Annotated in this window: 23 protein-coding genes; 7 read left to right on the top strand and 16 right to left on the bottom strand. The window is 29.1% G+C overall.

Annotated elements, in window-relative coordinates; translation table 11 throughout:
• Window positions 1-1,012: 1,012 nt before the first annotated feature.
• From HV819_RS11160 to HV819_RS11140, 5 genes are read right to left on the bottom strand one after another with little or no spacing between them, the layout of a single operon-like run.
• Window positions 1,013-1,327 (bottom strand): PTS cellobiose transporter subunit IIB, encoded by a 315-nt coding sequence (locus HV819_RS11160; protein ID WP_176270252.1) that lies wholly within the window; start codon window positions 1,325-1,327, stop codon window positions 1,013-1,015.
• Window positions 1,324-1,662: a PTS lactose/cellobiose transporter subunit IIA gene (locus tag HV819_RS11155; protein WP_176270251.1), complete on the bottom strand. Its 339-nt coding sequence runs from the start codon at window positions 1,660-1,662 to the stop codon at window positions 1,324-1,326. The genes HV819_RS11160 and HV819_RS11155 overlap by 4 nt, the downstream gene beginning before the upstream one ends.
• Window position 1,663: 1 nt before the next feature.
• The gene (locus tag HV819_RS11150) at window positions 1,664-2,950 is read right to left on the bottom strand and encodes a PTS sugar transporter subunit IIC (RefSeq protein WP_176270250.1); all 1,287 of its coding nucleotides are present in this window, start codon (window positions 2,948-2,950) and stop codon (window positions 1,664-1,666) included.
• 9 nt (window positions 2,951-2,959) lie between these two features.
• Window positions 2,960-4,273 carry a family 4 glycosyl hydrolase gene (locus tag HV819_RS11145; protein WP_176270249.1) on the bottom strand — a complete coding sequence of 438 codons (1,314 nt, stop codon included), beginning with the start codon at window positions 4,271-4,273 and terminating at the stop codon, window positions 2,960-2,962.
• A 1-nt stretch (window position 4,274) separates the two neighbouring features.
• On the bottom strand, window positions 4,275-6,161 hold the full coding sequence (locus HV819_RS11140; RefSeq protein WP_154540425.1) for a BglG family transcription antiterminator: 1,887 nt from the start codon (window positions 6,159-6,161) through the stop codon (window positions 4,275-4,277).
• A gap of 169 nt (window positions 6,162-6,330) precedes the next feature.
• On the opposite strand from HV819_RS11140, the gene HV819_RS11135 reads away from it, so the two are divergent.
• Entirely contained in the window at window positions 6,331-7,137 is an 807-nt protein-coding gene (locus tag HV819_RS11135) for a Cof-type HAD-IIB family hydrolase (RefSeq protein WP_154540423.1), read from the top strand.
• Between the two features lie 76 nt (window positions 7,138-7,213).
• The gene (gene ald, locus HV819_RS11130; protein ID WP_154540421.1) at window positions 7,214-8,326 is read left to right on the top strand and encodes an alanine dehydrogenase; all 1,113 of its coding nucleotides are present in this window, start codon (window positions 7,214-7,216) and stop codon (window positions 8,324-8,326) included.
• Window positions 8,327-8,376: 50 nt separating this feature from the next.
• On the opposite strand, the gene HV819_RS11125 is transcribed toward ald, so the two are convergent.
• From HV819_RS11125 to fsa, 11 genes are all read right to left on the bottom strand, one after another.
• Window positions 8,377-8,703 (bottom strand): SdpI family protein, encoded by a 327-nt coding sequence (locus tag HV819_RS11125; RefSeq protein WP_154540419.1) that lies wholly within the window; start codon window positions 8,701-8,703, stop codon window positions 8,377-8,379.
• 11 nt (window positions 8,704-8,714) lie between these two features.
• On the bottom strand, window positions 8,715-9,596 hold the full coding sequence (locus tag HV819_RS11120; protein WP_154540417.1) for a putative ABC transporter permease: 882 nt from the start codon (window positions 9,594-9,596) through the stop codon (window positions 8,715-8,717).
• A gap of 106 nt (window positions 9,597-9,702) precedes the next feature.
• Window positions 9,703-10,374, bottom strand: coding sequence for an ABC transporter ATP-binding protein (locus HV819_RS11115; protein WP_154540415.1), 672 nt, complete (start codon window positions 10,372-10,374; stop codon window positions 9,703-9,705).
• Window positions 10,374-11,480, bottom strand: a complete 1,107-nt coding sequence (locus tag HV819_RS11110) for an ABC transporter permease (protein WP_154540413.1) — start codon at window positions 11,478-11,480, stop codon at window positions 10,374-10,376. The genes HV819_RS11115 and HV819_RS11110 overlap by 1 nt, the downstream gene beginning before the upstream one ends.
• A 157-nt stretch (window positions 11,481-11,637) precedes the next feature.
• Window positions 11,638-12,573: a 2-keto-3-deoxygluconate permease gene (locus HV819_RS11105; RefSeq protein WP_154540411.1), complete on the bottom strand. Its 936-nt coding sequence runs from the start codon at window positions 12,571-12,573 to the stop codon at window positions 11,638-11,640.
• Window positions 12,574-12,750: 177 nt separating this feature from the next.
• Complete coding sequence (locus tag HV819_RS11100; protein WP_154540409.1) at window positions 12,751-13,713, bottom strand: D-ribose ABC transporter substrate-binding protein; 963 nt, start codon at window positions 13,711-13,713, stop codon at window positions 12,751-12,753.
• Window positions 13,714-13,722: 9 nt separating this feature from the next.
• Window positions 13,723-14,670, bottom strand: coding sequence for an ABC transporter permease (locus HV819_RS11095; RefSeq protein ID WP_154540407.1), 948 nt, complete (start codon window positions 14,668-14,670; stop codon window positions 13,723-13,725).
• Entirely contained in the window at window positions 14,667-16,148 is a 1,482-nt protein-coding gene (locus tag HV819_RS11090) for a sugar ABC transporter ATP-binding protein (RefSeq protein WP_176270248.1), read from the bottom strand. The genes HV819_RS11095 and HV819_RS11090 overlap by 4 nt, the downstream gene beginning before the upstream one ends.
• A 9-nt stretch (window positions 16,149-16,157) precedes the next feature.
• A complete protein-coding gene (gene rbsD, locus HV819_RS11085) occupies window positions 16,158-16,550 on the bottom strand; it encodes a D-ribose pyranase (protein ID WP_176270247.1) in 393 nt (130 codons plus the stop codon).
• Entirely contained in the window at window positions 16,547-17,440 is an 894-nt protein-coding gene (locus HV819_RS11080) for a ribokinase (protein ID WP_176270246.1), read from the bottom strand. Before HV819_RS11080 ends, rbsD begins: the two co-directional genes overlap by 4 nt.
• Before the next feature lie 116 nt (window positions 17,441-17,556).
• Window positions 17,557-18,210 (bottom strand): fructose-6-phosphate aldolase, encoded by a 654-nt coding sequence (gene fsa / locus HV819_RS11075; protein ID WP_176270245.1) that lies wholly within the window; start codon window positions 18,208-18,210, stop codon window positions 17,557-17,559.
• Window positions 18,211-18,320: 110 nt separating this feature from the next.
• Here fsa and HV819_RS11070 point away from each other — a divergent pair, with 110 nt between their 5' ends.
• The 5 genes from HV819_RS11070 to HV819_RS11050 all read left to right on the top strand — a co-directional run bounded on the left by HV819_RS11070 (window position 18,321) and on the right by HV819_RS11050 (window position 20,894).
• Window positions 18,321-18,809 (top strand): dihydrofolate reductase, encoded by a 489-nt coding sequence (locus HV819_RS11070; protein WP_176270244.1) that lies wholly within the window; start codon window positions 18,321-18,323, stop codon window positions 18,807-18,809.
• Window positions 18,806-19,057, top strand: a complete 252-nt coding sequence (locus HV819_RS11065) for a hypothetical protein (RefSeq protein ID WP_154540395.1) — start codon at window positions 18,806-18,808, stop codon at window positions 19,055-19,057. The genes HV819_RS11070 and HV819_RS11065 overlap by 4 nt, the downstream gene beginning before the upstream one ends.
• A gap of 126 nt (window positions 19,058-19,183) precedes the next feature.
• Window positions 19,184-19,468, top strand: coding sequence for an ArsR/SmtB family transcription factor (locus HV819_RS11060; protein ID WP_154540393.1), 285 nt, complete (start codon window positions 19,184-19,186; stop codon window positions 19,466-19,468).
• Window positions 19,465-20,508 (top strand): ACR3 family arsenite efflux transporter, encoded by a 1,044-nt coding sequence (gene arsB / locus HV819_RS11055; RefSeq protein ID WP_176270243.1) that lies wholly within the window; start codon window positions 19,465-19,467, stop codon window positions 20,506-20,508. The genes HV819_RS11060 and arsB overlap by 4 nt, the downstream gene beginning before the upstream one ends.
• A complete protein-coding gene (locus HV819_RS11050) occupies window positions 20,505-20,894 on the top strand; it encodes an arsenate reductase ArsC (protein WP_176270242.1) in 390 nt (129 codons plus the stop codon). The genes arsB and HV819_RS11050 overlap by 4 nt, the downstream gene beginning before the upstream one ends.
• The last annotated feature ends 173 nt before the right edge of the window (window positions 20,895-21,067 follow it).

The following is a 21,067-nucleotide window of genomic DNA, read 5'->3' as shown; positions in this document are numbered from 1 at the left end:
TATTAGACTAATAGGCGCAATCCTCATTGATATCAATGAGGATTGGATAACATCTTCTAAATTGTATATTAAAATGAAATAGTAAATATTGGACTAGGATAATTTACACAATATTTTGGACTTGACTCTTAGCTTATAAATATAAAAAATCAAAACTTTGAAAAAATTTGATACTAACTTTTTTCTATTGAACTTAATTATTGAAATATTGCTTATATTTATATCTTAGCAAATGGTAAAAATTATTTAGAAATCAAGATTTACATAGCTTATGAAAGTTTTTATTATTACAATCAAACCTTCAAATAGAATCAATATATAACTGATTATGAAATATTTATTAATAGTGTGAATATTAAATACTTACAAATTACTTTTGGAGATAGTAACGATATAAATAAAAATGAGCTAAAAGATATAAGAAAATCTAGAAAAAAATAATCTTAAATTAACAGGAAATGTGCTTTTACATATTTTAGAAAATTTATTTGTAAAAAGTGAAGAAAATTCAAAAAACAATTTATGGATTTAGCCAAAAGTATTATATATCTAGATAATAAGGATATAAAAAATATGCAGATATAATTATATAAGGAATAATTGAAATATTAAAATATGAAAATATTGACGATATAACTAGAAGATTATTACCAAATAAAATGAAGCTTATAAATTATTATAGAAACAACGCTAAAGAAATTGATAGGTTATAAAAATCAACATATATTGTGAACTTTTTATCAAATTATATTTGAGATTTTACGTCTACTATTTCAAAATTTATAAAATTTCGTCTCCACTATAAACTTTTCTAGCTCATATTCCACTTTAGATTTGTAAGCCATTTGAGACCTTCGAAAAAATGCTTGTTTTCTTTTCCATAAATTTCCTCTTTTCTCAAATATTTTAGTATTATTACCCATAAATTTATTATATAAAACATTTTTTATAGCCATTAAAATAGCCATGATTTTGATAGTTATTATATTTTAAAATCATGGCTTAGATTAGTTTATAAGTTATCTTTAATTAATTTTACAATGTTTTTTACACCACTTTCAGTAGGAGCGTATGCATTGAATGGTATTTGAACTATTTTTTTATCATTTTCATTAGCGATTTTTTCAAATTTTTTAAAATTCATTCTCATTTGAGGACTCAACAGATAAAGATCATATTCTCCATCTTTGATAGTAGTTTCCCCTTGCATAACTGTTGTAGCAGTTACTTCTATTTCCTTATTTTCTTTTTTAAAATAATCAAAAGCTTTTTTTGCTATCAAGGAACTTGACATCCCTGCATTACATAAGACTAATACTTTTTTCATTTAATATCCTCCTTTTGTTTAAATTTTAAATAAATTCTTTTGAATCGTTCAGCAAATTCTATACTTGTGCTTGCCATTGTAAAATGATCTTGAGCATGGATTAAGAATATATTTACATCATTCTTATCTCCACCCGCTTCTTTGTTTAAAAGATCAGTTTGCAAATTATGACAAACTACCAGTTCATTTTTAGCCTTTTCTAGCATATTCTCAGCCTCAATAAATTCATAATTTTCTGAATAATTAATAGATTCATTGGCTAAGCTTCTAGCTTCTCCTGCATGCATAATAATTTCAAAAATACATTCATAATCTTTTTCATTAATTTTATCCATATTATTTATCTCCGTCACTATCTTTTATATCTACTTCATTTTTTAGCTCATCTTTTTCCATTACCTTAAAGAATGGATAATAAATTAGTACTGAAAGTATTAATATAAGTATTTGTAAGATTGTTGATTTGAAAGATAAGTTCATCAAGTATCCTTGAAGAAAAAATGGTGTATATCCTGGTGATTGTATGAAAGCTCTTTCAACTATTCCTGATTCAAAAATCTTATAAATTGGTAATGTTATTAAGGTTGGACCTATAACATATGGTATAAATAAGATTGGATTATAAACTATTGGAGTTCCAAAAGTTATAGGTTCATTTATACCAAATACAGCTGGAAGCAGTGAAATTTTTCCAAGCTCTTTATATCTTTTTGACTTTGAAAATAGCATAAGGATTAATAAACCAACTGTTATTCCTGAACCAGACATTAGTAAGAAATTGCTAAGAAATGTTTCGGTAAATACGTGTGGTATAGGTTTTCCCTGAGCGTAAGCAGCTGCATTTTCTGTAATATTTTGAAGGGCTACTGGTAAGAATATTGGTCCAAGAGTAGCATCGCCATGTATACCAAACCACCATAAAAGTTGGATTAAAAATACTAAAAGCATTACACCAAATACATTATTTAGTCCAATTGATAATGGTTTCATTATAGATAGAATTATTTCAGGCACCAAACTTCCTGTTAACTTGAATATCAGTATTCTAATTGATAGGAATACTAAAGAATTAACTATTAGTGGAATGATTAACTCAAAGTTTTTAGATACCATGTCAGGAACGCCTTCTGGCATTTTAATTATGAAATTTTTCTCCTTTAATTTTCTAGAAATTTCAACACTAATTATAGCTACAAATATTCCTGTAAACATTCCTTTTGAATCTAAATATGTCATGTCTATACCTGATTCTGTTACCGATGAATTTAAAATTAAATACATTACCAAACCATTCAAGCAATCTCCGATTGTATACATATCATAAGATCTTGAAAGATTATATGATACAAAAAGAGCTGTAAATAATCCCATAAGACCCATTGAAAAGTTAAATAGGGTCATTATTTCCAATTCATAACTTGATACAAAGTTTGCATAAAAAGTATTTTGGAATACTTGAGCAAGATTTACTGCAACAAGAGTAAAAGAGCCAATAATTGTTACTGGTAATAAGGCAAGCATAGAGTTTTTTATAGCTTGAAGGTGAACTTGTCCTTCCATTTTTTCAACAATAGGTAATAATTTCTTTTCTAGAAATTCTACAAATTTATTAAATCTGTTCATAATATCTCCTTATGATAATTCTGGCCAATAGCCTTTGTTTACTACTATAAATTCATCTAAAACTTCTTTAGCAAGTTTTGCATTTGGAACAGTTTGATTTAGTGTAAATGCTTCAAGTGCCTTTTGATATGAATTTTCAAAAAATGCATCTACTAATAGTTTTTCACTTGCAACTTGAGCTTCCATGAGTCCTTTATGAAAATCTGGAATATCAAATCTTAATGATATAGGTTCTGCTCCATTTTTATTGATATAACAAGGTATTTCAACCACTACATCATCTCTAAAGTTTCTTATTGCTCCTTTATTAGGAACTATAATCATAAACCTTTCATTTTTGTTATTAATTATAGATGCACAAATATCCACTATATAGTTTCCATGAGAAGATGATTCATAATCTATGGTATTTAGGTCTTTGTTATTTTCAATTTTTCTGACGGTTTGTTTGATTTTTTTAAGTCTACCATCCATAATTTCATTAGCTCTGGTATAATCTTTGTTTGATTGCTCAACTATTTGTTCTGAAAATAGATAGTATTCAAGATAGTTGTTTGGAAGATTTGACGGAAAGTATTCTAAGAGATTTTTATATCTTGTCCATGTTTTAGCCCAACTTTCTTCCTCATCGTCAACATATAAACCTTCTGACTTAATTTTTTCAATAATCTCTGGCATAACATCTCTATTAAGTTTTCTATCATAAATTGAATTATAAAAGCCAAAATGATTTAAACCATAGTAAACTGGTATCCAGTTTTTCCTATCATAATCAAAACTTTTACAAATCATATCCTCAATTCCTATAGTCATATCACAAGCATTTATAATCTTTAAATTAGGATATTTTCTTCTTACAGACTCAGCTATAATTGTTTCAGGATTCGTATAATTTAAAATCCAGCAATCTGGTGCATATGTGTGTATCTTTTCAACTAAATCAAGAAATCCATTCATTGACCTTAAAGCATAGGAGAATCCTCCCAATCCACATGTCTCTTGACCTATAAGACCGTATTTTAGAGGTATTTTTTCATCCATTTCTCTCATTTTCATACCTCCAACCCTTATTTGAGAAAATACAAAATCTACATCTTCAAAGGCTTCTTTTGGGTCTTCTGTCGACATAATTGATATCTTATAATTATCTTTTTTTATCAAAAAGTTAATTATGATATTCATATCATCATTTCTCTCTTTCTCTATATCATAAAGTCTAATTTCATCTATATCTAGCTCATCATGATTTAAGAGTGAAAGTACTATTCCTGGTGTATGTCCACTTCCTGCTCCTGCAACAGCAACTTTTAATCCTTTTTTCATTTTATTGCTCCTTATCTATAAATATTTCCATAAATTCTTTAATATTATCAATTTTACTAGCCCTATCAATTGACTTTTCATTATCTAAAAACCTTCCTAGATAATCATAAAAAATATTTAAATCTTTTGCTTTCTCATTTAATACCAAGGATACTATTAACTTAACCTCTAATCTATCCCATATAATGGGACTATCTAAACTAATAATAATTAAAAATGTATCAGCTTTGGTCGTTTGAAGTATATGAGGAATTGCTATCATTTTTTCATATTCTGTAGCTCCCATTTCTTCTCTTTGAATCATTTGTCCTAAAGACTTATCAATATCGATACCAGATTTCAACTTTATAATTTTTGCTATTTTTAAAAGAACTTGATCTTTTGTTTTTATATTTGAATCATTTATAAGAACAGATTTTTTAAATATTTTGTATATACAATCTAGATTATCTTTTTTAAAGGCATTCTTAATATTATAAAGATCATTTTTTGTAAATAAAATATCTACATAAACTATTGGTGTTTTTGTATTTATATCTAAATCAACTGATGAAATGATAAAGTCATAATTATCAAGTTTATATCTTTTTAAATTTCTTAAATCTGTTATTGTTATCTTTTCAATATTTTTCTCGAATTGTTTTTTTAGTTGTGCTTTCATTATTTGAGCAGATGAGTTTCCAGAACCACATACAATAAGTATATTTTTGTTCTTATTTGATGAGCTTTCTATAGCAGCCATTATATGAAGAGCAATATAACCTATCTCATCTTCAGACAGCCTCGTCCTATATTTATTATTTATAACATTTGCTCCAACTGAAGCTATAATAAAAGAAATTTTATTTTCCTTTATATCTGAAAGAATTGGATTTTTCATGTTAAATCCATATTTTATCCTGTTAATTAAAGGACCTAGATGAATTGCAAGTGCAAAATATAATTCAATATTTTCTCTAAAATCATATTTTGTTACTTTATAAATTTCATCAATTATATCTTGAGATAATTTTAAAATATCTGATGATATTTTTTCTTGGTCTTTTACTATATTTTTTGCGATTAAGTGCATTGTTATATATACTAGTTCTTCTTTTGGAATTGTTATTTCAAGTTTGCCTTGAAGTTCTTTTACAATTTTATTAGCTATCTTAAATTCTTCATAAGATACAACTTTCTTTTCCATTTCTTTTGAAAGTTTGATGTATTTTTTCTGTCTTATTCTTAGTATAGATATATAGATATGTATAACTAAATTTTTGAAGTTTACATATGGCATATAATAATCTTCTCCAAAATCTAGTTCATCAACTATATCTTGAATCTTATTAAATAAAACCTTATTTTCATCATCATCAAATAATGAGGGATCTTCACCTATTTCATTTTTGATAGCAAGTCTTATATTTTTCTCACTCCCTTCAATTCTCATGCCATAATATGGCTTAGATACTAATTCTAGATTGTAATCTTTTAAGGTATCCCTAATAATAGGTAAATCCTTATTTATTTGAGATTCACTCACATGAAAGTTTTCAGCTAGTTCATGTTGTTTTATATAAGAGCTTGAAAATAAAAACATTCTTAAGATATTTTCATATCTTAATTCCTTATCTCCACTTTCTTCTTGAAAGTAAGCATATTTGTACCAATCATTTTTAAGGAAATTTTTAAACTTTTTTTCATCTAATATTTTGAAAAGATATCCCTTTCCTGTTTTAGATTCTATTATCGCCCCCTTATCTTTTATCTTTGAATTTAATAGATTTATCTCTTTTCTTATGGTTTTAGAAGATAATTCCATTATCTCTCCTATTTCCATAGACGTGTGATAATCATAGTCCGAAGTCAAGTAGTCAAATATTTGTTTTAATCTAGTTTCTATCATATAACCACCTTGTAAAATAATTATAACCAGTATTTAAGATAAGCTCCACTCAAACATTTTCCTTAAACTTACGGAAGATGTTTATTTGATTAAATTATTAAGTAAAATATAATCATAGAAAAGACAATTTTAAATATTATATTTTTGAAAAGATAAAGATGGAGGAATAATGAAAAAAATTATTGCTGTTGATATAGATGGAACTTTGCTGGATTCTAATAGACAGATTAGTCAGAGAACTAAAGAAGCCTTGATTAAAGCTCAAAAATTAGGTCATATAGTTGTTATAGCCTCAGGACGTGATCCTTTTGGAGTGTTTCCTTTTGCTAAAAAACTAGAGTTTGATAAATATAATGGACTTTTGTCTAATTTTAATGGTGGTAGGATTACTAATTTTCAAACTAAAGAAGTATTGATTAACCATGCTTTAGATATAGAACTTTCCAAGGAAATTCTAAAATTCAGTGAAGATAATATAGATATGGGCTATATTATTTATACAGATGATGGTATTATTACAAATTCTCACGATACCTATGTTTTAGATGAGGTTTGTGAAAAGGCCTTTACAACATATAAGGTTATTAAAAATTTAGCAGATACATTGGATTTTCCTATAAATAAAATCATGTTTTCCCAAGACCCAGCCCTCATAGATAAGGATGCTGAAAAGCTTAAGGATAAGTTTTTTGATAAAACTGCCCAAGTTAAGTCTACTCCTTATTATTATGAAATTATGCCAAAAGGAATTGATAAGGGAAGATCTTTGCTTGAAATTGCAAATTATTATAATATGGATATGAAAGATGTCATAGCTTTTGGCGATGAGGAAAATGACCTTACAATGATTGAAATGGCAGGGGTTGGTGTAGTAATGGAAAATGGAACTGATGAAATAAAAAAAATAGCAAACTTTGTTACAAAGTCTAATGATGAAGATGGTATAGCTTATTATCTAGAAAATTATGTTTTTTAGGAAACTTTATCATGTTAATTTTTTTTGACTTTGGGTATAAATATCTAGTACAATATTTTCTAACTAAGGAGGAAATATGATTATAGGAATACCTAAAGAAATAAAAGATCAAGAATCTAGAGTTGCTATAGTACCTGGCGCTGTAGCAGAGTTAGTAAAAGCAGATCATGAGGTTTGGATTGAAAAGGATGCAGGCCTTGATTCAGGAATAGATAATAAAGATTATGAAAATGTAGGAGCGAAGATTGTAGACAGTGCCAAAGAAATTTGGGAGAATTCTGATATGATTTATAAGGTTAAGGAACCTTTAAAAGAAGAATATAAATATCTAAGAGAAGGTCTTATTCTTTATACATATCTCCACCTTGCAGGAAATAAAGAACTTACAGATATACTAAGAGAGAAAAAAGTTACAGCCATAGGATATGAAACTGTTCAACTTGATGATAAGCTTCCACTTCTTAGACCAATGAGTGAGATTGCTGGAAGGATGTCTGTGCAAGAAGGTGCAAGATATTTAACAAAACCTGAAGGTGGCCGTGGAATACTTCTCCAAGGAGTTCCAGGAGTTAGACCTGCTCATGTAGTTATAATTGGTGCTGGTACTGTAGGAACTGCTGCAACAAGAATAGCAGCTGGTATGGGAGCTAGAGTTACAGTACTTGATGTAAATATAGATGCTCTAGCACATCTTCAAGACCTTTTCCCAGATAAGATTGAAACAGTTTATTCTAATCCGATGAATATAGAGTCATCTGTAAGAGATGCAGACTTGGTTATATCAACTGTTTTAATCCCAGGAAGACGTGCACCTCAACTTATTAAAGAAGATACAGTAAAACAAATGAAAGAAGGTTCTGTAATAGTTGATGTTGCTATAGATCAAGGTGGTTCTACTGATATTACAAAAGGTCATGCAACAAGCCATACAAATCCAGTATTTACGAAACATGGTGTAATCCACTATGCAGTAGCTAATATTCCAGGTGCAGTTGCTATAACTTCAACCTATGCCCTATCTAATGCTACAACAAAATATGCTAAAGCAATAGCAAACCTAGGTTTAAAAGCCGCTTGTGAAAAATTCCCAGAATTAATTTCTGGTATCAATACCTATGATGGCTACGTTACAAACGAAGGTATAGCTGAAGATACTGACAATGAATATAAAGAACTTAATATAAAATAACAAATTAATAGGCTCTTGCAATGAATAATTCATTTTGCAAGAGCCGTTTTTTAATGCTTTTTTAAATTTATTTGAGTTATTAAGGATACAGATATTAATATGAACAATTGTATAAATGTAAGAATCAAGAGATTTTTTTCATTTATATCCCCTACATTAATAAATACAAGTGTTAATATTATAGCTATTATTCCACCATAAAATGAATATTTAGATGCTAATTTTTGAGCTTTATACCAAGATTTTTCATCCTTCATTGAAAGTTTTGTCCTAAAACCTGAGTGTTTACTTATCTTAGATTTAGCCTTATATGATAAATAAATAGACAATATTATTAAGGTGATTGGAATTATAAAACTCACTATTAATATATACATATCTATCTCCACTAATCTTTATTTTTAAATCTATATGAAAGTTTATTTCTTTTAGAAAGTTTACTTATATTCCTTTCAAGCTTTTTATATTTTTTTATCCTTTCTTTATAATACCCATTTATAATTTGAATTAATCTTTCTTTATTTTCTTCTTTTCTAAACTCATAAGATTCTATTAAGCTAAGGATCCTGTTTCTAAATCTAAGTTCTTTATCTTTAGATTTTTTTACATAATCTTTTATATTCTCACTAAAGTTTCTTTCTAACTCTCTTCTTATTTCAAGACTATCATCTTTTATTTCATCTATTTTTTCGTCTAGATTCTTTCTTTTTTGATCAAGATTTTCTTTTAACACTTTCTTATAAGCTTCTGCTTTTTCTTCCATTTCTATAAGCTTTCTAAATCCATAAGCATCTTTTATAGAAAGATATGTATCGAGTAAAAATAAAAATATTAAAATATAACTTATAAAACTAATATTTGAATTTTCATATATCTTTATTTTAGGCATTACAAATTTATAGGTTAAATCATATAAAAATATAGATATGAATCCCCAAAAAAGCGAAGATCTCAAGCAAATATACCCCTTATAATTTAAGAATCTTTCATCGTAATCCCAGTATCTTATCTTAAATAATTTTTCTATTGCCCAGCCTGTTATAAGTTCTAAAATCGTTGCAATTATACTTCCTACTATAAATATAGATAATTTATTGTAAAGATTTCTTGTTGAAAATATTACACTTATAGCACCGAAACCATATATTGGTAGAATAGGTCCCTTTAAAAATCCCCTATTAGCAAATTTTTTTTCATTTAAACTAACCCAGGCTGTCTCCCATACAAATCCTAGAAATGAAAAGAAAAAGAATAAGTTTATATATCCCATAATTACTAACCTCTTTTTTATATTTTACCCTTATTATAGAACCTTTCTATTGATAAAAAAACACCAAAGTTACTATGTTAATAACTTTGGTATTACTGTTTAATTATTAAATTTCTTCTTTCAAATTACCATCCACTATTTTAAATACCCTATCACAATAATCTACAAGCCTAATATCATGAGTTACCATCACAATTGATACATCTTCTTCTCTACTTAAATTTTTAAGTATTTTAACTACATCAATGGCTCTTTTTGTATCAAGACTTGCTGTGGGTTCATCTGCTAGGATTAGGTCAGGAGATGGATAAAGAGCCCTTGCTATAGCAACTCTTTGCCTTTCTCCACCAGAAAGATCTGTTGGATACTTATCCTTTCTTTTATATACATCAAGTTTTTTCAAAAGATTTTCTGCTCTTTTTTCATCAAATTTGTTTTTCCCAAACTTATCTACCAATTTAAATTGATCCATAATAGTAAGGTATGATACTAAGTTTGATGATTGAAGGATAAAACCTATTTTATCAAACCTAAGGTTTGCAAGGTCTTTCTCACTTTTTTTGCTTATATTTTCATCTTTAAAACTTATAGAGCCTTCACTTGGTTTTTGAAGTCCTCCCATCATAGTAAGCATGGTTGACTTGCCAGAGCCTGATGGTCCTATAACTGCTACAAGCTCTCCCTTATTTATTGAAAATGATGTATCCTTTAAGGCTTCTATTTTTTCATCTCCATCTTTGAAGTATTTTTTTACATTATCAAATTTTATAATTTCCATTATTCTAAAGCCTCCAATGCTTCTACTTTTGAAACTGCTCTTACTGAGAAAATTGCCCCAAGAAGACTTGTTATAATCATAAGTAAACTTATTATTAGGTAATTAGTAAAATTCACTTTAAAAGGAACTTTAGCTGGCAAGAATATATTTGATATATATGTCAACCCTAACCCTATTAAAACTCCCAAGAAAACTAATATCAATGTTTGAAATATAACTGATTTCGATATATAGTAACTTGATATTCCTTGAATTTTAAGAATAGCAAAAGTTTGTTTCTTTTGCATAGTTATTATATAAATAAAAACTCCTAAAACTATTGATGATATAACTATCAAAAATCCTATCATCATTATAAAGGTAAGGTTTTGTGCTGTATATCCTGGCAATTTTTTTATAAATTCATTAATCTCTACTATATCATAATTATCATTTTCAATTTTTTTGTCATCATGGACAATTATTCCTGAAATTCTTTCTGGTGAATTATGGGGCATCTGAGGCGATGTATCTGCATCTTCTTTTTTATAATTCATAGCTTGATTTGATGCACTTTCAACAGATGTATAAAATACTGGTCTTACTGAAAACTTACTTTCTTCTGTAAACCCAACTATTTCATACTCTTTATCATTTTGAGAAAGTCTAATCTTATCTCCTAATTTAAATCCTTCTTCATCTTTAAGTGATTTAGAGCCTACAATCTCCTTAGTAAAATCTTCTATATCTCTTCCTTCAACAATACTTGGCCTTGCCTTAGATTTCTTATCAAGTCCCATAATGAATATTGAATAAGTTGTATTCTCACTTGTATCTCCATTTTTATAGGCTACCGCACTTAATACATTTATCGGAGATATGTCATGACCTTTGAACTTATCAATATCTTCTTTTTCTAGAACAGATGATAGAATATTCTTGTTTGTTCCTTTTTGTAAAATAACTCTATTTCCATTCCATAAGTCTACTGCCAATCTATCTGAAGATGAAAGGCCATAGGCAAGGGATGTTAGGAAAAATACCAAGTATGATATTAAAACTACTATTGATATTATAAGAATGAATCTTCCTTTTTCCTTTTTCATTTCTTTTAATGCTAAAAACATAATGCTTCCTTAATTTTAGATTTGTTGAACACGTGCCCTCATTCTTATGTTATACCGCATTTATTTGTATAAGGTAAATCTTTATAGATATTTCCCTATTGCTATAAAATGAAAATAAAATGTTTAAAGTTCTTTGTTCAAATAAAAAAAAGCAAGACTAAGCTTGCTCATATTTATTTGCCCAACATGAAGTTATTAAGGGGATTACTATAATAGTAAATATAACTGATGCAGCAACCTGAGCTGTTGCTATTTCTACAAAAGGCATCCAAGTCTTGTCTATTGAGCCAATGATTGCAGGAACTGCTATGGCGTTGGCTCCTGTTGTTGAAATTGCCCAAGCAGAATGTCCTCTCCTTTTATTTATCTTCATATCTATAAATACTGTAAATGAACCCATTATAAATACTACTATTACGCCAAGAAGAATCCCTGAAAGTCCTCCCTTAAATATATCAAATATATTTATTCCAGCTCCCATGCTAAGACCTAAAAATACTATTATATATTTTTGACATTTCCTTAAATTTTCTCCAAATTCATGGTCTATATTTCCAATAATCATACCAAAAATAAGAGGTACTATGGAGTCTATAATATTTAATACTGAAATATTTGCCATACCACTTGATCCAAATATCAAAAGAGCTAAAAAAGGGCCTGTAATAATGCCCGCAATTCCTGCGCCCGCATTATCAATTTCATCCCCATATTCAAGATTTAAGGAGATAAAAACTGAATTGTTATGATTTAAAGTCCCACATACTAAGGCAAGGATTGATATACCAAATATACCTTCTTTTCCAAAAAATTTAGATACTAAAAATACTATCACTACCCCTATAAAAACTCTGGCTATAGATATAATCCCTGTTCTTTTTACTGCAGTTGCTAGATTTTCAAATCTAAGCCCTGTTCCAGATATGGTTAGATTTAATGCCATAAGTCCAACCATTCCTTCTGTTGTAAAAAGATGTTTGGAAAATTTTCCTATAGTAAATAGATTTGGAAAAAATGAATTTAATATTGCTGTTATAAACAAGGGAATCATCATATTCCCTGCTGGTATTTTTTTAAATAATTTTTCTATCATAAAAACTCCTCAAATATAAACTTACTCTAAAACAAAGATTTTTCTATTTATATATTAAAATTAAAATTTTAACAATATTTTTATAAGTTTTAATATTTTAAGATTTCAATTTAAAAAGGCTCTTGCATGAATTACTCTTGCAAAAGCCTTGTAAATATTGGAAGATCAAGTTATTTTTTATTTAGATTTTACTAGTTCAAGTGGACTTGCCACATACTCTTCTACTTTTTCACCTTGAAGATATTTTATTGCAGTTTCCAAAGCAATCTTGCCCATTTCTTTTGGTTTTTGAGCAACTGTTGCCGATAACTTTCCTTCTTCAACAGCCTTTAAGGCATCTTCATTTCCATCAAAACCTACTATGGTTATATTTTTGCCACTTGCCTTAATTGCTTCAGCAGCCCCCATTGCCATTTCATCATTTTGTGAAAATACTGCCTTAAGTTCTGGATGAGCTTGAAGTAAGTTCTCCATTACACTCATTCCTTCTGCCCTATCAAAATTTGCAGTTTGGCTAGCTACAAGATCTATTTTTCCATCTGTAGCATTCTTAAATCCTTCTCCACGTTCCCTTGTTGAACTTGCTCCAGGTATTCCTTCAAGTTGAACTACTTGGGCTCCTTCTCCAACAGCTTTTAGTATGAATTCTCCAGCCATTTCTCCACCTTTTACATTATCACTTGCAACTAAAGATACTACTTTACCTTCATCTGATTTTCTATCTACACAGATTACTGGAATGTTTGCATCATTTGCATTTTGTACAGATGGTGATATAGCTGTTGAGTCTACTGGGTTTATGATTATTAAATCAAGTCCTTGGGTTATAAGATCTTCTACTTGATTTGATTGAGTTGATGAGTCATTTTGAGCATCCATTATAACTACATTTACCTTCTTATCTTTAGCTACTTCTTCTATACCCTCTCTTACTGACACAAAAAATGGGTTATTTAGTGTAGACATTGATACACCTATTTTTATATCAGCTAAGTCTTCTTTCTCATCTTCTTTTTCTTCTTTTGTGATAGCTTTATTTGAACTATCATCTGCCTTGTCCTTTCCTCCTTCAATAGAGCATGCTGTAAATACAAAAAGTCCAAGCAATAAGCTTAATAATATTTTAGATATTTTTTTCATTTTTCTCTCCTATTTGCTTCTCTTACGGTCGATTAAAACTGCTATAAAGATTACAATACCTTTAACTATTTGTTGGTAAAAACTTGAAACTCCCAATAGGTTAAGACCATTGTTCAATACCCCTAGTATAAGTACACCTATAAGTGTACCAAAAAGTGAACCTTGACCACCTGACATAGAACATCCACCCAAAACTACTGCTGCTATGGCATCCATTTCATAACTTGTACCTGCTGTTGGTTGGGCTGAGTTAAGTCTTGATGTTAATACTAGTCCTGAAAGTACACTCATTAAGGCTGATATCATATAAACAATTATTTTTACTTTTCCTATATTTATACCTGATATAAAACTTGCTTTTTCATTTCCTCCTACTGCATAAACCCTCCTACCAAAGGCTGTCTTATTTAACACTAGAGAAAGTATTATAAATACTATTAAAAATAGAATAACTTGGAATGGAATACCTAAAACTCTTCCTCTCCCTAAGAAGGCAAATACAAAGTTATCTCTTTGTCCTGGAATTGGTCTACCATCTGTATAAACTAGTGTGATTCCCCTATAAATGGTCATTGAGGCAAGGGTTACTATAAATGGCGCAAGTTTTCCTTTTGTTATAAATAAACCATTTATAAAACCTAATAACAATCCTAAGGCTATAGCTATAAAAATAGCTAAAAATACATTAATACCACTTGCTAAAAGCCCTGCAAAAATAGCAGATGTTAAAGCAAGCATAGAACCTACTGATAAATCTATTCCACCAGTAAGTATTACAAATGTCATACCCAACGCTATAAAACCATTTACTATAAGTTGTCTTAAAAGATTCATAAGATTTGATGGCCTTATAAACCTAGGGTTTAGAACTGATACAAAAACAATAAGCACCAAAAGTGCAATTATAGTTCCTACATTCTTATTGGATTTCAAGAAACTTTTTGACTTCTCTTTCATAAACTTCCTCCTGTTGCAAGAGTCATAATTTTCTCTTGGTTTGCATCTTCTTTAAGTATTTCACCTTGAAGAGAGCCTTCATAAATTACATAAATCCTATCAGATAAACTTAAAAGCTCTGGAAGATCTGATGAGATAAGGATAACTGAAAGGCCTTTTTCAGTAAGATTTGAAATTAGATTATAAATTTCTCTTTTAGCACCTACATCTACCCCTTTTGTTGGTTCATCTAAAATTAGAATTTGTGGATTTATGGCAAACCACTTGGCTATTACAACCTTTTGTTGATTACCTCCTGAAAGATCACCTGTCTTTGTTTCAATATCCATAGCCTTTATCTTAAAATCATCTTTTAATTTTTGACTTAGGGTCTCTTCCTTTTTTTTATTTATAAATCCACCATCAAGGATTTCTTTAAAGTTTATCAAAGAAATATTCTCCCTAATAGATTCATCTAATACCAAGCCTTCTTCCTGTCTATTTTCAGTAACAAAAGCAATTCTATTTGCTATAGCATCTTGTGGGTTTTTAATAGTTATATGTTTTCCATTTAAGATAACCTCGCCACTATCTTTTGGGTCAAGCCCAAAAAAAGACCTCATAATTTCAGTTCTTCCTGCCCCCATAAGTCCAGAAATACCTAAAATCTCACCCTTTTTAAGTTTTATATTTATATTTTTAAAATAATTCTTGCTTGTAAAATTTTTAAGCTCAAGTATTACATCACCAGGTCTATTTTCTATCTCAGGATAAAAATCTCCTATATCTCTACCCACCATAAGAGATACTACTTCATTTTCATTAGTCTTTTCAGTATCAAGAAGGGCAACTGACTTTCCATCTCTCATTACTGTTATTTTATTAGAAAGAGAGAAAATCTCCTCCATCCTATGAGATATATAAATCATAGCTACATTATTTTTCTTAAGTCTTGACATTAATTCAAATAGCTTTTTTATCTCATTATTAGTAAGAGCACTTGTTGGTTCATCAAGGATTAAAAGTTTAACTTCATTTAGGTTGGCTTTTGCAATTTCCATCATCTGCCTTTGACCTACAGATAAATTTCTTACTTTCTCTTCTGGATTGATATTTATATCTAGAGAGTCAAAAAGTTTCTTACATTTCTCTTTCATTTTTTTAAAGTCAAGAAAAAACCCCTTTTTTATCTCTTGATTCATGAAAATATTTTCATAAACTAAGAGATCTGGAAAGTCTATCAGTTCTTGATGAATAAAGGAAATTCCAAGATTTTTTGCAATATCCTGCTTGTCTATAGAAACTTTTCTTTCATCGACAATTATCTCACCTTCATCTTTTTCTAAAATTCCTGATAGGATGTTCATAAGAGTTGACTTCCCAGCCCCGTTTTCTCCTACAAGGGCATGTATATCCCCACCTTCTATAGAAAAATCAACCCCTCTAAGTACGTGATTTTTTCCAAATGACTTATATATATTATTCATTTGTACTTTCATATTAAGCTCCTAGAAAATATTTCCTGATTCAAGAATAATATTAGAGTAAGGAGTAGTTTCTCCTGTTCTTATTATGAACTTACAAGCTGAAAGCTTTCTTTTAAAGTCTTCATGACTAACATAGCTTGGTTTGATGTTTGGAAGGAGCTTTTTTATAGCTGCTTCTTGCTTCTTGTTTTTCTCTTTAATCTCACTTGCCAAAATATATCCTTGACAGATATAATCATTGAGTAATGTCTCTAAAACATCAATAAATTTAGGTTCTCCTAACTTTAAGGATATGTCAATTTTTTTATCACTTTCTATTGGAAGCCCACAATCTCCTATGGCTATGAGATCAGTATGTCCCAAATCTGAAAGAGCTTTGGAAATCTCTGAATTTAAAATTCCATTTTTTTTCATGATAAATTCTCCTTGAATTTTTTAACTTCTTCTATACTTGGAATAGAAGTTGAAGCTCCATCTTTCATACAAGCTAGGGCTGATGCTATTGATGCCAAATCCATAGATTTTTTTATATCATCTCCCTTATAATAACTTCCTACAAAAAATCCCATAAAGGTATCTCCAGCTCCAGTTGTATCAACAGTATTAACTATGTATGCCTTTTGTTTAATAAGTTCATCCTTATCAAAATAAATAGAACCATTTGCCCCAAGAGTTAAGATTACCTTCAAATCTGGATAAGTCCTTCTAAAAAATTCAATTATCTCATCATTGTTAGAAAACTTGCTTATATCCTTAGCTTCTGTTTCATTTAGGATAAGTAGGTCTAGTTTACTAAAGTCAAGATTAAAAATAACCTCATTTATAGGTGATGGATTAAGGACTATTTTCATCCTCTTCTCCTTTGCCTTATCTACTATATAGGAAAGAGATGAAATCTCATTTTGTAAAACTAAGACATCATCTTTTGAGAAATAATCCAATACTTCATCTACAAATTTCTCATCTATATCAAAGTTTGCTCCCTTGTATAAAACAATTGAGTTCTCTCCATTCTTATCGACTTGAATAAGAGCGTTTCCTGTATCACTATTAGACTTTCTAAAAAATTTTGTATTAATTGAATTTTCTTCAAACAAGTTTTTAATAAATTCTCCATCATTACCAAAAAGACCAGCATGATATAAATTATCATAAACTTTTTTTAAGGCAATCGATTGGTTTAATCCCTTGCCGCCTGGCTTTTTTTTCAATGAAATTGATGAAATAGTTTCTCCAGGCCTTGCAATATGATCAACCTTAAAATAAGAATCTATATTTACAGAACCAAAATTTAATATATTCATATAAGCACCTCTTTTATTATGCCTTTTATCGAAACGTTTGCGACCTATTAAGTATAAAATTATAAAGACTCTTTGTCAAGTATTTTAAAAATTTTTATATTTAGCAAAGTATTATGTTACTTTTTTCTTTTAACAAAGCTATCCCAGTCTTTTTTGAAATTTTCTATTCCTTGACTTGTTAGTGGGTGGGTCCACATTTTCTCAAATAATGTCCCTGGTATTGTTGCTATATCACTTCCTGCTAAGGCTGCTTCTTCTAGATGTTTGTTTGTTCTTATTGATGCTGCTATTATTTCACTTTCAAGTCCATAGTTTTCTAGAACTTGTTTTAATTTATAGATTAGTTCTACTCCATCTTCTCCCATATCGTCTATTCTTCCTATAAATGGTGATATATAGCTTGCTCCTGCTTTTGCTGCCATTAGTCCTTGGCTTACTGAGAATATTAGGGTACAGTTTGTCTTTATCCCTTCTTTTGAAAGGGTGTTTATTGCTTTTAGACCTTCTTCTGTCATTGGTATCTTTACTACTATATTTTCTGCCCATTTTGCTATTTCTCTTGCTTGTTTTACCATCTCATCGTATGTGTAGCTTGTAACTTCTGCTGATATTGGGCCATCTACTATTGATGCTATTTCTGTTACTACTTCTTTGAAGTCTCTTCCTTCTTTGTTTATGAGTGAGGGATTGGTTGTTACCCCATCACATAGACCTAGGTCATTTATTCGCTTTATTTGTTCGACATTTGCTGTGTCTAGAAAAAATTTCATTTTTTACTCCTTTGTAATCATTATTTAGTATACTCTTACCCAACTTAATAATTTAATCTATAAATTTTACTATGATATAATAAAAAGCAAATAGTCCAGGAGGAATAAATATGAAAATAATTCTAGCTGTTGATAGGGATTTTGGAATAGGAAAGGATAATAAACTTTTATTTAGATTAAAAAAAGATCTAGCCCATTTTAAAAAGCTTACCCTAAATAACATAGTAATAATGGGTAGAAAAACATATGAGTCTATGGGAGGAGGTCTTCCTAGAAGAGAGAATATAGTTCTAACTCGTAATAAGGATTACAAAATAAATGACGGACTTGTTTTTAATAATGTAGTAAAACTTTTATCCTATCTTGAAAAAAATAAAAATGATAGGGATATTTTTGTAATAGGAGGAAATGAAATAGTAGAGCTTTTACTATCTTTCTGTGATGAAGCTATTATCACAAAAATAGATACTAAAAAAGATGCTGATACTTTCCTTCATAATTTTGATAATGACAAAAATTTTGAAATTTATAAGGAATCTGACATAATAAACGAAAATGATACTGATTTTAAATATGTATATTATAGGAGGAAATCATGATTGAAATATTTGTATCAGAAAAATGTCCACATTGTACTGAAGTTATAAAAAATTTTGAAAATGATGAAAATTATTATGGAAAAGGAGCAAAACTCATAAATATAAACGGACCTTTATCCAATCTAAAGAAATTTCTATCATATAGGGATAAGCTTGAAGGATTTGAAAAAATAAAAGAAGAGGGGAAAATAGGAATTCCATCAAAGGTTGTCGATGGAAAAGAAGTTTTATTTTTTGAACAAGTTTAGAAAATATAATTTATAAAGTAAAAATATTACAAATACCAGTTTAAGCCAAGTCTTATCCTGGTATTTTTTATTTCATATTGACAGCTATCGATATGAGCTTTATACTAATAATTGGAAGGAGTTATTATGGATTTAGAAAAACAAGCTAAAATTTATAAAGCCTTATCTGAAGAAAATAGGCTTAGAATAATAGGTATTCTACAAACAGAAAAAAAATGTGCTTGTGAAATATTAGATTACCTTGAAATAAGTCAGTCTACCCTATCTCACCACATGAAAATTCTTTGTGAATGTGGGCTTGTGGAATGTCAAAAAAAGGAAAAATGGTCTTATTATAACCTATCAAAAGATATGACCGATGAAATTATAGAAAGTTTACAAAGCTTATTTAAAAAAAAGGAGAGAAGATGAAAGATAGTAAAAAGGAAATTAGTTTTTTTAATAGGTATTTATCTATATGGGTTATTATTTGTATGGTTATAGGAATATTCATAGGACAATTTATACCTCAAATTCCTAATTTTTTAAATAAATTTCAATATGCTAACGTATCAATACCTATGGCAATCCTAATATGGCTTATGATATATCCTATGATGATGAAAGTAGATTTCCAATCTATTAAAAATGTCGGCAAAAATCCCAAGGGTTTATTTCTTACTTGGCTTGTAAATTGGGCTATCAAACCCTTTACCATGTTTTTAATAGCTTGGTTTTTCTTTTTTGTTGTATTTTCAAGAGTTATTGATGTAAATCTTGCACGTGAATATCTTGCTGGTGCTGTACTTTTGGGAGCTGCTCCTTGCACTGCCATGGTGTTTGTATGGAGCCATCTGACAAAAGGGGATCCTGCTTACACTGTTGTTCAGGTAGCAAGTAATGACCTTATTATACTTATTGCCTTTGTTCCTATAGTTAAATTTTTGCTAGGAGTTACAAATGTTTATGTCCCTTGGGATACTTTAATCTTATCTGTGGTTTTATTTGTTGTAATTCCACTCATAGCTGGCATTTTTACCAGACATATAGTAGAAAAAAATAAAGGAATTTTTTACTTTGAAAATAAATTTATAAAGAAGTTTGATGGATTAACCACTGTTGGTCTTTTGCTTACCTTGATTTTGATTTTCTCATTTCAAAGCGATACCATTGTTTCAAATCCAAGTCATATTATTCTTATAGCAATTCCTCTAACCTTACAAACCTTTTTAATCTTCGCTATAAGCTTTATATCAAGCAGACTTATAAGACTTCCTTTTAAAGTTGCAGCACCAGCTTGTATGATAGGTGCCTCCAACTTTTTCGAACTTGCAGTAGCTGTAGCAATAGCACTTTTTGGTATGGACTCTCCAGCAGCTTTAGCTACGACAGTTGGCATTTTAACAGAAGTTCCAATAATGTTACTATTAGTAAACATTGCCAATAAATCAAGAAAGTTGTTTAAATCATGAAAAAAATAGCCTTTATCTGCACACATAATTCGTGTAGAAGTCAAATTTCAGAAGCTTTAGCTAAACTTTATAATAAAGGAGAATTTGAAATATTCTCTGCAGGGACTCATTTAAAAAATGAAATTAATCCCGATGCTATTAGGCTTATGAAAGAGATATATAATATAGATATGAGTAAAAGTCAAAAACCTAAATTAATAGAAGATATTGGAAAAGTAGACTATGTTGTAAGTATGGGGTGTGATGTTGTGTGTCCTTTTATGGATTATAATTATGAATATATAGAGTGGTCAATAGATGACCCTAGTGGAAAAGATGATAGCTACTTTAAAAAAATAATTTCTGAATTAGATTCTAAAATAAGAAATTTCTTAGATTCAATATAAAAACTTTCTTATTTTATGGACTTAGAAAGCTTATAAGATAAAATCCGAGACTGTGTAAAGTTTTGTGTATAGAAACCTCCTGATTAGGGTAAAGAAAAACTAACCAGGAGGAATTTTTATGCCAAGAAAAAGACCGGAAACAAGAAGAAGTAAAATAGCAAAAATGTTAATTG

This window comes from Anaerococcus faecalis (assembly GCF_013371425.1).
Lineage (GTDB): Bacteria > Bacillota > Clostridia > Tissierellales > Peptoniphilaceae > Anaerococcus > Anaerococcus porci.
This window is presented reverse-complemented; position numbering and strand designations above follow the sequence as displayed.